Here is a 12,538-nt window from a genome sequence, read left to right as displayed (position 1 = left end):
GTGCCTCCATTTTCCCATCTGCGCTCCCCCCGCGGCCCCCCGGGGCCCCGCCCACCCGCGGGGGGGGGGGGGGGCGCCCCCCCCCCCCCCGCCGCCCCCCCCCCCCCCCGCTCGCCAACCGGAGGAGCGCCACCGGTCCGCGAGCGCGGGATCTGCGCAGATCCCTCCGCCGAACATGTGGATCACCGCCCCGAGGCGGGTAGGGTCCGTGGCGTACGTTGCTTCAACTGCAATCCGGCCATCGGCAAGTTGGGGGATGATCCTGACTCTCTTGCGCAGGGCCATCGCATACCTGGAGGGAAACGCGTGGAAGCCAACACTCGTAGCACCGGGCGTCTACCAGCTGCCTTCCTGACGCCGGGATCGTCCTCGTTCATGGACTTCCTGTCCGACCAGTCGCCCGAGATGCTCCCGGGAAACCGGAGTCTGCCGCCGCTCCAGGGGGCCATCGAGGCGCCGCACGGGACGACCATCGTCGCGGCGTCCTTCCCCGGTGGCGTGGTCCTGGCCGGTGACCGGCGCGCCACCATGGGCAACATGATCGCGCAGCGCGACATCGAGAAGGTCTTCCCGGCCGACGAGTACTCCGCGGTGGGTATCGCCGGCACCGCCGGACTGGCCGTGGAGATGGTCAAGCTCTTCCAGCTGGAGCTGGAGCACTTCGAGAAGGTCGAGGGCGCCCAGCTCTCCCTGGAGGGCAAGGCCAACCGGCTCTCCACCATGATCCGCTCCAACCTCGCCATGGCCATGCAGGGCCTCGCCGTGGTGCCGCTCTTCGCGGGGTACGACGTCGACCGCGAGAAGGGCCGCATCTTCTCGTACGACGTCACCGGCGGCCGCTCCGAGGAGAACGGCTACGCCGCCACCGGCTCCGGGTCGATCTTCGCCCGGGGCTCCATGAAGAAGCTCTACCGCGATGACCTGACGGAGGAGCAGGCCCTCACCCTGGTCGTGCAGGCGCTGTACGACGCCGCGGACGACGACTCGGCGACCGGCGGCCCCGACGTCGCCCGCCGCATCTACCCGATCGTCACCGTCATCACCGACGAAGGCTTCCGGAGGCTGACCGACCAGGAGTCCTCCGAGATCGCGCGCTCCATCCTGGAACGCCGACTTGAGCAGCCCGACGGCCCGCGCGCCGCGCTGCTCTGACCCGGACTCCGAGCCTTTTTCCGATGCACTCGTCACTGACAGGAAGGGACGGATAGCCGGTGTCGACGCCGTTCTATGTCTCACCCCAGCAGGCCATGGCCGACCGGGCGGAATACGCCCGCAAGGGCATCGCCCGTGGTCGCAGCCTCGTTGTGCTGCAGTATGCCGACGGCATTGTGTTCGTCGGCGAGAACCCGTCCCGCGCGCTGCACAAGTTCAGCGAGATCTATGACCGGATCGGCTTCGCGGCCGCCGGCAAGTACAACGAGTACGAGAACCTCCGCATCGGTGGCGTGCGCTACGCCGACCTGCGCGGATACACCTACGACCGCGACGATGTGACGGCCCGTGGGCTGGCCAACGTCTACGCCCAGACGCTCGGCACCATCTTCTCCAGCGCGGCCGAGAAGCCGTACGAGGTGGAGCTGGTCGTCGCCGAGGTCGGCACCGCGCCCGAGGGCGACCAGATCTACCGGCTGCCGCACGACGGTTCGATCGTGGACGAGCACGGCTCGGTCGCGGTCGGCGGCAACGCCGAGCAGATCAGCAGCTTCCTGGACCAGCGCCACCGCGACGGCATGACGCTCGCCGAGGCGCTCAAGCTGGCCGTCCAGGCGCTCTCCCGGGAGCCGGGAGGCGGCGAGCGGGAGATTCCCGCCGAGCGCCTCGAAGTCGCGGTGCTGGACCGCACGCGGCCCCAGCAGCGCAAGTTCAAGCGGATCGTCGGCCGCCAGCTGACCCGGCTGCTCGACGCGGAAGCGGCGGCCGCCACCCCGACGGACGCCCCCTCCGACGTGGAGGAGGCCGACTCCCCGGAGACCGCCACCCCTGAGAACCGCACCCCCGGGACCGGCACCGGTAACGCGCCCGACTCCACCGAGGAGTAGCCGGCACGCTCACCGACGGATGCCCCGGGTTCCGGCCCGGGGCATCCGTCATGCGCGGGAGGCGGCGGGCGGCGGCGCCGTGGAGCCCCGTACGACCAGGCTCACCGGCAGGCTGCCCGTATCGGTCTCACGGCCCTCCAGCGCCGCCAGCAGCGCCGCCATGCCGCGCTCGCCGACCTGCTCGGCGGGCAGCCGTACGGTGGTCAGCTCCGGTTCCACGGCGGTGGCGAGCGCCAGGTCGTCGAAGCCGGTGACCGAGAGGTCGTCCGGTACGCGCAGCCCGAGCCGGCGGGCCGCCTTGCAGGCACCGGCCGCCAGGACGTCGTCGTCGCAGACCACCGCGGTCGGCCGCTCCCCGGCGACGGCCAGCGCCTGCTCGGCCGCCTCGCGCCCGGCCCGTACGTCGAGCGGGGACCGTACCCTACGGACCGTGGCGTCCGGCACCGCGCCGGCGGTGTCCCGCAGCGCCTGCGCCCGGACCGCGAACGTCCAGGTGTCCACGGCGGACGCCAGATGGACGAACCGGCGGTGTCCGAGATCCAGCAGATGTTCCGTCACCTGGCGCATGCCGTCGGCGATGTCCAGGTTCACGTGGGCCGCCGCGTCCGTTCCGGCCGGATCGCTGTCCAGCATCACCAGGGGCAGGTCGGCCCCGTGCAGCGCGCTCAGCGCGTCGGAGGCCATGGAGGAGGCGATCACGCCGTCCAGCGCGGCGCGGGCCGAGGCGAACGGGGCCCGGGCCGGTCCCGTGCCGTCCGGTGAGGGGTACAGCACCACGCCGAAGTCGTGCTCGGCGGCGACGGCGGCGGCCCCGGTGTAGACGCGGGCGAAGAACTCGTTGGTCAGCGCCGGGACCACCAGCAGCGCGGTCCTGGTGCGGCCGAGCCGGAGGTTGCGGGCGGCCAGATTGGGCCGGTAGCCGAGCTCCGCCGCATGGTCCCGGACCCGCTGGGCCGTGGCCTCGGACACTCGGCCCGGCCACTTCTCGCCGAGCACCAGTGAGACCGTCGCCTGCGAGACGCCCGCCGCACGGGCCACGTCGCGGCTGGTCGGCCGGGGCGGGGCGGGCTGGGAGTCGGTCACTCGGGCCTCCGTGCGCGATGGTTCCGTGGCGCCGCGAGGTGGACCCGCGGACTGCGGACATGGTACGTATGAACCTCGACGTTATACGTAAAACCTCGGGTGGCGGCAGCCGTCCGGCGGAGAGGGGCGGGAATGGCCGCGGGATATCTGGACATCCTCCGGGCGCGGCATGCTGCCCGGCTGCTGACGGGCACCCTGGTGGGACGGCTGCCCAACGGCACCGCGCACATCGCGATCGTGCTCTTCACCCGCGCCGAGGGCGGCAGCTACACGCTGGCCGGCGCGCTGGCCGCCGCGTACGGGCTCGCCACCGCCGTCGGACAGCCGCTGCTCGGCCGGGCGGTGGACCTGTACGGGCAGCCGCGCGTCCAGCTCCCCGCCGCCGTGCTCTCCGCGCTCGGCATGGCCCTCCTGGCGGTCTCCGGCCTCGGCTCGCTCCCGCTGGCGTACGCCGCCGTCATCGTCGCCGGAGTCGCCACACCGCCCCTGGAAGGCGGCCTGCGGGCCCTGTGGCCCAGCGTGCTGAAGCGCGAGGACCAGGTGCACCGGGCGTACGCGATGGACGCCGTGGCGCAGGAGATCATGTTCACCGTCGGGCCGCTCCTGGTGACGCTCCTCGTCTCTCTCTGGTCGCCGGCCGCCGCGCTGCTCGTCATCAACGCCATCGGCGTCCTCGGCGCGCTGTCGGTCGTCCTCTCCGAGCCCTCACGCACCTGGCGCTCCGCACCCCGCGAGGCGCACTGGCTCGGCGCGCTGCGCTCGCCCGGACTCCTCGCGCTCCTCGGTGCGTTCTTCTTCGTCGGGCTGGCGCTCGGCTCCATCACGGTGGCCGGTGTGGCCTACGCCGACGACCACGGCCGCGAGTCGGTGTACGGCTGGCTGATGGCCGCACTCGGCCTCGGCGCGCTGATCGGCGGCCTCGGCTACGGCGCGAGGCAGTGGGCCGGCGCCCCCGAGCGGCGGCTGCGCGTCATCGTCGGCCTCCTGGCCCTCGGCTACCTGCCGTTGACGCTCACGCCCTCGGTCCCGGTCATGACCGCGCTGGCCGCCCTGGCCGGAGTCTTCCTCGCCCCCGCCATCGCGTGCTCGTTCATCGTGGTGGACCGGCACGCGCCGCGCGGCACGGTGACCGAGGCGTTCTCCTGGCTCGTCACCACCTTCGGCGTCGGCGCGGCCGTCGGAACGGCCGTCGCGGGACCGGCCGTCGAGCTGGGCTCCACCGCCTGGAGCTTCGGCGTGGCAGGGGTCGGCGGAGTCCTCGCCCTGGTGGTCCTGCTGGCCACCGGGAACGTCCTCGCAGCTCCCGTACGCGACCCCGCCGTCGTGACCGGATCGGAAAATGATCGAAACGGTGCTGTCGAACCCGGTTTCAGCACCGGCCGTAAGGCGTAATGTTCAGTCATGGACCGCCGCATTTTCGGGCTGGAGAACGAGTACGGCGTCACGTGCACGTTCAGGGGACAGCGCCGACTGTCACCTGACGAAGTGGCGCGCTACCTCTTCCGCCGTGTTGTGTCATGGGGCCGCAGCAGCAATGTCTTCCTGCGGAACGGCGCCCGCCTCTACCTCGACGTGGGATCGCATCCGGAATATGCAACCCCCGAATGCGACAACGTGACCGAACTGGTCACGCACGACAAAGCGGGCGAGCGCATTCTCGAAGGCCTGCTCGTCGACGCCGAACGCCGCCTGCACGAGGAGGGAATCGCGGGCGACGTCTATCTCTTCAAGAACAACACCGACTCGGCGGGAAACTCCTACGGGTGCCACGAGAACTACCTCGTCGCCCGGCACGGAGAATTCTCCCGGCTCGCGGACATCCTCATCCCCTTCCTCGTCACCCGCCAGCTCATCTGCGGCGCGGGCAAGGTGCTCCAGACGCCGCGCGGCGCCGTCTACTGCGTCAGCCAGCGCGCCGAGCACATCTGGGAGGGCGTCAGCTCCGCGACCACCCGCTCCCGGCCGATCATCAACACCCGCGACGAACCGCACGCCGACGCCGAGCGGTACCGCCGCCTCCACGTCATCGTCGGTGACTCGAACATGTCCGAGACGACCATGCTGCTCAAGGTCGGCGCCACCGATCTGGTGCTCCGCATGATCGAGGCGGGCACGGTGATGCGCGACCTGACCCTGGAGAACCCGATCCGGGCCATCCGCGAGGTCAGCCACGACCTCACCGGCCGGCGCAAGGTGCGCCTGGCCAGCGGCCGCGAGGCCTCCGCCATCGAGATCCAGCGGGAGTACTACGAGAAGGCCGTGGACTTCGTCGAGCGCCGGGGCATCCGCACCGGCACCGTCGACCAGGTCCTGGAGCTGTGGGGCCGCACGCTCGACGCCGTCGAGGCCGAGGACCTCGACCGGATCGACACCGAGATCGACTGGGTCATGAAGTACAAGCTCATCGAGCGGTACCGGGCCAAGCACAACATGACCATGTCGAATCCGCGGGTCGCCCAGATAGACCTCGCCTACCACGACATCCACCGTCGCCGCGGTCTCTTCTACCTCCTGGAGAAGAAGGGCCAGACCGCCCGCATCTGCAACGACCTGAAGATCTTCGAGGGCAAGACGGTGCCCCCGCAGACCACCCGGGCGAGGCTGCGCGGCGACTTCATCCGCCGGGCCCAGGAGCAGCGGCGGGACTTCACCGTCGACTGGGTCCACCTCAAGCTCAACGACCAGGCGCAGCGCACGGTGCTCTGCAAGGATCCGTTCCGTTCCGTGGACGAGCGCGTGGAGAAGCTGATCGCGGGCATGTGAGCGGGCGGCCGGGGCGCCCCTCGGCAGGCCGTGGCGAGACAGGGCCCCGTACGTTCCTCGTACGGGGCCCTTTTCACGGCCTAGAGTGGTTCGGACTAACCACAGTGCCCCCTGAGATCTGAGGAACCAGTGCGCCGAATTGCCGGCCTTCTCGTCGCCCCCCTCCTGCTGCTGTCGGCAGTGGCCTGCGGCAGCGACGACAAGGCCTCCGACTCCGCCTCGTCCAAGAACGGCGTGCCCGCGATCACCGCGGGCGCGAAGTTCGGCGAGAAGCCCACCCTCTCCAAGGGCAAGGGAGACCCGCCCAAGGAGCTGAAGACCGAGGTCGTCAGCGAGGGTGACGGCGCGAAGCTCAAGAACGGCGACGCGATCCAGGTCAACTACCTCGGTCAGTCGTGGGACTCCGACAAGCCGTTCGACAACAGCTTCGACCGCAAGCAGCCCTTCGACCTGACGCTGGGTGCGGGCATGGTCATCCAGGGCTGGGACAAGGGCCTCGTCGGCCAGAAGGTCGGCAGCCGCGTCCAGCTGGTCATCCCGCCGGAGCTCGGCTACGGCGAGCAGGGCCAGGGCGACATCAAGCCCAACGCCACCCTCGTGTTCGTCGTCGACATCCTGAAGGCCACGCAGATCCCGGCCACCGCCAAGGGCACCGAGGTCGCCCAGGACAACACCGACCTGCCCAAGGTCGGTGTGAAGACCGACGGCAAGGCCCCGACGGTCACCATCCCCAAGGGCGACCCGCCGACGAAGCTGGTCTCCAACTACGTCCTGGAGTCCGACGGCGAGGCCGTCAAGGAGTCCGACAGCGTCGTGGTGAACTACGTCGGCATGATCTGGAAGGGCGCCAAGGAGTTCGACAACACCTACTCCACCGGCAAGACCCAGACCTTCCCGCTGTCCCAGGTCACCCTCAAGGGGCTGAAGGCCGGTCTGATCGACAAGAAGGTCGGCAGCCGCGTGCTCCTCGTCATCCCGCCGGACCAGGCCTTCGGCGACCAGCAGCAGCAGGCGATCCCGAAGAACTCCACGCTGGTCTTCGCCGTGGACATCCTCGCCAAGGTGTAAGACTGTCCCGGTTGCCCAGTTCATCATTTTGAGGAGCAGTTCAGTGAGCATCGAGAAGCCCGAGATCGACTTCCCGGGTGGCGAGCCGCCGGCCGACCTGGAGATCAAGGACATCTGGGAGGGCGACGGCCCCGTCGCCAAGGCCGGCGACCGGGTCCAGGTCCACTACGTGGGCGTGGCCTTCTCCACCGGCGAGGAGTTCGACGCCTCCTGGAACCGCGGTACGCCGCTGGCCTTCCAGCTCGGCGTCGGCCAGGTCATCTCCGGCTGGGACCAGGGCGTGCAGGGCATGAAGGTCGGCGGCCGCCGCCAGCTGACCATCCCCGCGCACCTCGCGTACGGCGACCGCGGCGCGGGCCGCGCGATCGCCCCCGGCGAGACGCTGATCTTCGTCTGCGACCTGGTCGCGGTCTGATCCGGTCCGGACCCGCGTGAGTGAGGGCCCCCACCACACCGGTGGGGGCCCTCACCGCTGTCCGGTCCACGGTTCCGCTTTGGTCCCGACACCCCGGGGCGGTACGGTCGACGGTCGTAGAGCACAAGAGAAAGGGCGTCGATGGCGATTGCCAAGGCCGAGCGGTTGATGAACCTGGCGCTGTGCCTGCTGGGGACCCGGCGCCCGCTCAGCAAGCGCGAGCTGCGCGGCTCCATCGAGGCCTACCTCGAAGCGGGCTCCGACGACTCCTTCAACCGGATGTTCGAGCGCGACAAGGACGACCTGCGCGAGCTCGGCCTCGTCATCGAGACCGTCGAGAACCTCGACGGCGACACCGGATACCTCGCCCGCCGCGACAGCAACCGGCTGCCCCCCATCACCCTGGACGCCGAGGAGGCCGCCGCCCTCGGACTCGCCGCCAAGGTCTGGCAGCAGGCCCGCCTCGCCGGAGCCGCCAGCGGCGCCCTGCAGAAGCTGCGCGCCGCCGGGATGCCCGAGGCGGAGGACGCGTACGAGGTGCACAGCGCCCTCGAACCCCGCATCCCCGTCCACGAGGCGGCTTTCGAGCCCCTGATGCTCGCCTGCCGCGACCGCCGCCCGGTCACCTTCGACTACCGCAAGGCCAACTCCGCCGCCCCGGTGCAGCGCCAGGTCGAACCCTGGACCCTGGAGTGCTGGCGCGGCCACTGGTACCTCGCGGGCTGGGACCGGGGCCGCGGCGCCGAACGCGTCTTCCGGCTCTCCCGCATCACCGGCAAGGTCCGCTCCCGCGCCGGAGCCTTCACCGCCGAGGTGCCCGACGTCGTCACGGTCCGCGAGACCGTCGAGAGCTGGGCCGGCGAGACCGCCACCCGTACGGCCAGGATCAGGCTCCGCGCCGGATGCGGCTACCCGCTGCGTTCGCGGGCGATATCCGTCCATGAGCGCGGCGACGGCTGGGACGAGCTGGAGATTCCGTACGGACACGGGCTCGATGCCTGGCTCGTCGAGTTCGGGCCGGATGTCGTCGTGGAGGAACCCGCCGATCTGCGGGCCGATGTGGTGGACCGGCTCCGAGCCGTGGCCAAGGACTAGGGGAACGTACCGATGGCCGCGAACGCGATCGACCAGACCCGCCGGATGCTCTCCCTGGTGACGTATCTCCGCGAGCGCCCCGGCGCCCACGTCCAGGACGTGGCCCGCGCCTTCGGCATCACCGAGGACGAGCTGATCTCGGACCTCGACGTGCTGCCCATGTGCGGCACCAGCTTCCGCGGCGGCGACCTCCTCGACATCGACACCGACGGCGACCGGATCTGGTGGCACAACCCGGACGATGTCGCCGAGCCGCTCCGGCTCGCCGCCGACGAGGCCACCGCGCTCCTCGTCGCCGCGCGTGCCGTCGCCACCCTGCCCGGACTGCGCGAGAGCGACCGGGAGGCCCTGCTCCGGGCCACCGCCAAGCTGGAGACGGCCGCCGGCGAGTCCGGCGCCGCCAGCTCCCGGCTCTCGGTCACCTTCGAGTCCGAGGGCGGCGTCTTCGCCGATGTCGACCGGGCCATCTCCGAGCGCCGCCGCCTCTGGCTGCGCTACTACTCACCCGCCCGCGACGAGCTGACCGAGCGCGAGGTCGACCCGATCCGGCTCTTCGCCGTCGGCCACACCTACATGGAGGGCTGGTGCCGGCTCTCCGAGGCCCGCCGGACCTTCCGCCTGGACCGGGTCGCCGAGATCCGCCTCCTCGACGCCCCCGCCGCACCGCCCGAGCTGGAGCTGCGGGACCTCTCCGAAGGGCTGGTCCAGCCCGCCGCCGAGGACCCCGAGGTCGTCATCGAGGTCGGCACCGGCGGCCGCTGGGTCGCAGAGTACTACCCGCACGACTCCGCCGATGAGCTGCCCGACGGCGGACTCCGCATCACCCTGCGCACCCCCGACCCGGCCTCGCTGCGCCGGCTCGCTCTGCGCCTCGGCGGCGACGGCCGCATCGTCACCCCGCCGGAGCTCGCCGAGAGCGCCCGGACGGCGGCCCGCGAGGCCCTCGCCGCCTACGACGCGGTCTGAGCGGGGAGCGGAGCGGATACGAGATGAACCCGACGTACCTCATACCGGTCGCCGCCACCGGCCCGACGGCCGACGGCACCGGACCGGCCCACGGCTGCGGTCCGGCCGCCGTCCGCACCGGCCCGACGGCCGTCCGCACCGGGCCCGTCCCGGTCCGCGTGCCCGCCGCCGTACGGTTCCGGGCCGCCTGTCCCGGCTGCCGCGGGCGCTTCGAGCTCGCGGCGGGCGCGCTGCGGCTGGCGATCGGCGCCACCAGCCGCACCACCTTCTACACCTTCACCTGCCCGGAGTGCGCCGCCGCCGTCCGCAAGCCCGCCGGAGAGCGCATCATCGAACTGCTCACCGGCGGCGGCGTACGGACCCTGCGTCTGCACGCCGCTCCGTAACACCCCCGCTCCGTAGGAAGAGGCACCGCCGCATGTTCTGGCCCATGCTCGCCATCGCCCTGGGATTCCTCGGGGTCGCCGTCCTCGGCGTACTCGGCATCAAGGTCTTTATCGAGACGCAGCGCCTCGGCCGTCAGGTCGCCGACACCACCGAGCGGATCAACCAGGCCTCCGAGGACCTCGAACGCGCGGCGACCCGCCTCGCGGCCACCGGCGACAGCCTGCGCTGACGGGCCTGCGGCCTGATGTTCCACAGCACCGAGGGGTACGCTGCAGGAGTCGGCCCAGGCCGGCAGGTGCGGGCCGCAAGCCGCAGTACGCACGGGGATTGCCTCGCGTTTACCCCTGCGGGTTACGATCGCTGCCAAGCGCAACGATCGGACGTATGCCCGGTCGAACGGGTAGCGAGCCCACCCTCCAGCCGCCTCAGTGAGAAGGAAGTCGCACATGATCGGCAATCTGAAGCCCCTCGAGATCGTTCTGATCATCGCTGTCATCCTGCTGCTCTTCGGTGCCAAGAAGCTTCCCGACATGGCGCGTTCGCTCGGCAAGTCGGCCCGCATCCTCAAGAGCGAGGCCAAGGCGATGAAGAAGGACGACGCGGCGACCGCCACGCCCACGACGGAGACCGTCGCGGATCCGGCCCCGCCGCAGTCCACCACCGCCCGTACCATCCAGGCCGCCCCGGGTGACGTCACCAGCTCCCGTCCGGTCAACGAGCCCAAGCCCACCACCCAGAGCTGACCGCTGACGCGCTCCGCCGACAGCCGCCGCACGAGACGAGGGAAGTGGGTTGCTCAAGTCTGCCCGCAAGCAGGAGAAGGACGACGAGGGGCGGATGCCCCTCCTCGATCACCTGCGTGAGCTGCGTAACCGGCTGCTGAAGGCCGTGCTGGCGATCGTGATCGCCGTCATCGGGGCCGCCTTCTTCCACAAGGAGATCTTCGAGTTCTTGATGAAGCCGATCCTCGACTCGGTCGGCTGCAAGAACGGCGTGGACACGATGGTCAACGGCCGCCCCTGCGCGGAGATGACCACCAACGGCCTGCTGTCACCCTTCACCATCGCGCTGAAGGTCTCCCTCATGGCGGGTGTCCTCCTCGCCACGCCCGTCTGGCTGTACCAGCTCTGGGCCTTCGTCGCCCCCGGGCTCCACCAGAAGGAGAAGCGGTACTCCCTGGGCTTCGTGGCGGCAGGCGTCCCGCTGTTCACCGCCGGCGCCTACCTGGCGTACGCGATCCTTCCGCAGACGGCCGAGATCATGCTCGGCTTTACGCCGGAGAACGTGACGAACCTGCTGCCGCTCGACGACTTCCTCGACCTGATCACCCGCATGGTGATCGTCTTCGGTCTCGCCTTCGAACTGCCGCTGCTGCTCGTCGCCCTCAACATGACCGGAGTCCTCTCCGGTTCCCGCATGCTGCGCTGGTGGCGCGGCATGATCGTCGGCCTGACCGTCTTCGCCGCCTTCGCCACCCCCGGTGGCGAGCCCATCTCGATGCTCCTGCTGGCCGGTCCGCTCGCGGTGCTCTACTTCATCGCCGTCGGCTTCTCCCTGCTGAACGACAGGCGCCGCAACCGCAAGAACCCCGATGCCGAGCTCAGCGACGACGAGGCGTCCGAGCTCGACCTGACCCCCGAGCCGGTCGGCGGGATCGAGCCCGTGGCGGCCCCGCGCAGAGCGCTGCCGGAGCAGGCGTCCGGCGAGTCGGACGGCTCTCGTTCGCAGCGGCTCAACGGTTACGACGACATCACCTGACCTTGTAGGGTCCGGCGGGTGACCAGCGAGATCACCCTCTTCGTCAATCCCACCGCAGGACGCGGCCGGGGCGCGCATGCCGCGCAGCCGGCCGCTTCCGCGTTGCGGGACGCCGGATTCTCCGTCCGTACGGTTCTCGGTGAGGACGCCGACGACGCCCTGCGCCGGGCGCGCGAGGCCGTGGCGGCGGGGACCGGGGCGCTGATAGCCGTGGGCGGGGACGGCCTGATGTCCCTCGCCCTCCAGGCCGTCGCGGGGACGGGCACGCCGCTCGGTGTCGTCGCCGTCGGGACCGGGAACGACTTCGCCCGCGCGCTCGGCCTGCCGATACGCGATCCGGCCGCCGCCGGTGCGCTGGCCGCGCGGGCGCTCAAGGAGGGCGGTCACCGGTCCATCGACCTCGGGCGGGTCGGTGAGCGGTGGTTCGGGACGGTGCTCGCCTCCGGGTTCGACTCGCGGGTCAGCGACCGGGGCAACCGGATGCGCTTCGTCGGCGGCCGGTTCAAGTACGATCTCGCGATCCTCGCCGAACTGGCCGCCTTCAGGCCGATCCCGTACCGCGTCCGGCTCGACGGCGGCGAGGTCCGCGAGATCGAGGCGACGCTGATCGCGGTGGGCAACGGGACGACGTACGGCGGAGGCATGCGGATCTGTCCCGGGGCCGCGATGGACGACGGGCTCTTCGACGTGACCGTGGTGGGGGAGTGCTCCCGCGCCACGCTCCTCAAGGTGTTCCCGAAGGTCTACCGGGGCACGCACCTGGACCACCCGGCCGTCACCGTGCACCGGGTCGCCGCGATCGAGCTGGCGGCGGCCGGTGTCACGGCGTACGCGGACGGCGAGCCGATGGGCGCTCTGCCGCTCACCGCCACCTGTGTGCGGGGGGCGGTGCGGGTGCTGGCGGGGTGAGGGATCAAGGGGATTTAAAGATCGGGCTGACTGTCGGAGGTGACGGGTAGGCTCG

The 12,538-nt window shown here is 71.0% G+C and carries 14 protein-coding genes and 1 pseudogene; 14 read left to right on the top strand and 1 reads right to left on the bottom strand.

Annotated elements, in window-relative coordinates; genetic code table 11:
• Positions 1–168: 168 nt before the first annotated feature.
• The 3 genes and pseudogenes from ACIRR8_RS23745 to prcA all read left to right on the top strand — a co-directional run.
• A pseudogene (locus ACIRR8_RS23745) lies at positions 169–355 on the top strand (endonuclease domain-containing protein); the annotation flags it as partial.
• Positions 307–1,152, top strand: coding sequence for a proteasome subunit beta (gene prcB / locus ACIRR8_RS23740; protein WP_404068171.1), 846 nt, complete (start codon positions 307–309; stop codon positions 1,150–1,152). The pseudogene ACIRR8_RS23745 and the gene prcB, both read left to right, overlap by 49 nt.
• Positions 1,153–1,211: 59 nt before the next feature.
• Positions 1,212–2,039 (top strand): proteasome subunit alpha, encoded by an 828-nt coding sequence (prcA, locus tag ACIRR8_RS23735; protein ID WP_404068169.1) that lies wholly within the window; start codon positions 1,212–1,214, stop codon positions 2,037–2,039.
• A 48-nt stretch (positions 2,040–2,087) separates the two neighbouring features.
• On the opposite strand, the gene ACIRR8_RS23730 is transcribed toward prcA, so the two are convergent.
• Positions 2,088–3,122: a LacI family DNA-binding transcriptional regulator gene (locus ACIRR8_RS23730; RefSeq protein ID WP_404068167.1), complete on the bottom strand. Its 1,035-nt coding sequence runs from the start codon at positions 3,120–3,122 to the stop codon at positions 2,088–2,090.
• 132 nt (positions 3,123–3,254) lie between these two features.
• Here ACIRR8_RS23730 and ACIRR8_RS23725 point away from each other — a divergent pair, with 132 nt between their 5' ends.
• The 11 genes from ACIRR8_RS23725 (at position 3,255) to ACIRR8_RS23675 (ending at position 12,483) form a co-directional block, all read left to right on the top strand.
• Entirely contained in the window at positions 3,255–4,514 is a 1,260-nt protein-coding gene (locus tag ACIRR8_RS23725) for an MFS transporter (protein WP_404068165.1), read from the top strand.
• 9 nt (positions 4,515–4,523) lie between these two features.
• A complete protein-coding gene (gene pafA / locus ACIRR8_RS23720; protein WP_404068162.1) occupies positions 4,524–5,885 on the top strand; it encodes a Pup--protein ligase in 1,362 nt (453 codons plus the stop codon).
• Between the two features lie 129 nt (positions 5,886–6,014).
• Positions 6,015–6,953 carry an FKBP-type peptidyl-prolyl cis-trans isomerase gene (locus tag ACIRR8_RS23715; RefSeq protein WP_404068159.1) on the top strand — a complete coding sequence of 313 codons (939 nt, stop codon included), beginning with the start codon at positions 6,015–6,017 and terminating at the stop codon, positions 6,951–6,953.
• 43 nt (positions 6,954–6,996) lie between these two features.
• Complete coding sequence (locus ACIRR8_RS23710; protein ID WP_404068157.1) at positions 6,997–7,368, top strand: FKBP-type peptidyl-prolyl cis-trans isomerase; 372 nt, start codon at positions 6,997–6,999, stop codon at positions 7,366–7,368.
• Positions 7,369–7,509: 141 nt separating this feature from the next.
• Complete coding sequence (locus ACIRR8_RS23705; RefSeq protein ID WP_355124985.1) at positions 7,510–8,463, top strand: WYL domain-containing protein; 954 nt, start codon at positions 7,510–7,512, stop codon at positions 8,461–8,463.
• 12 nt (positions 8,464–8,475) lie between these two features.
• Positions 8,476–9,429 carry a helix-turn-helix transcriptional regulator gene (locus ACIRR8_RS23700; protein WP_404068153.1) on the top strand — a complete coding sequence of 318 codons (954 nt, stop codon included), beginning with the start codon at positions 8,476–8,478 and terminating at the stop codon, positions 9,427–9,429.
• 23 nt (positions 9,430–9,452) lie between these two features.
• The gene (locus ACIRR8_RS23695) at positions 9,453–9,815 is read left to right on the top strand and encodes a hypothetical protein (RefSeq protein ID WP_404068151.1); all 363 of its coding nucleotides are present in this window, start codon (positions 9,453–9,455) and stop codon (positions 9,813–9,815) included.
• A gap of 32 nt (positions 9,816–9,847) precedes the next feature.
• Positions 9,848–10,045: a hypothetical protein gene (locus ACIRR8_RS23690; protein WP_404068149.1), complete on the top strand. Its 198-nt coding sequence runs from the start codon at positions 9,848–9,850 to the stop codon at positions 10,043–10,045.
• Positions 10,046–10,262: 217 nt separating this feature from the next.
• Positions 10,263–10,559 (top strand): Sec-independent protein translocase subunit TatA, encoded by a 297-nt coding sequence (gene tatA / locus ACIRR8_RS23685; protein ID WP_015607501.1) that lies wholly within the window; start codon positions 10,263–10,265, stop codon positions 10,557–10,559.
• Between the two features lie 49 nt (positions 10,560–10,608).
• A complete protein-coding gene (gene tatC / locus ACIRR8_RS23680; protein WP_404068145.1) occupies positions 10,609–11,574 on the top strand; it encodes a twin-arginine translocase subunit TatC in 966 nt (321 codons plus the stop codon).
• A gap of 18 nt (positions 11,575–11,592) precedes the next feature.
• Complete coding sequence (locus tag ACIRR8_RS23675) at positions 11,593–12,483, top strand: diacylglycerol kinase (RefSeq protein WP_404068143.1); 891 nt, start codon at positions 11,593–11,595, stop codon at positions 12,481–12,483.
• Positions 12,484–12,538: the final 55 nt, after the last annotated feature.

Source organism: Streptomyces sp. NPDC101178, from assembly GCF_044767965.1.
Lineage (GTDB): Bacteria > Actinomycetota > Actinomycetes > Streptomycetales > Streptomycetaceae > Streptomyces.
The sequence above is the reverse complement of the archived record's forward strand: the minus strand, read 5'-3'. Positions and strand labels throughout refer to the sequence as shown.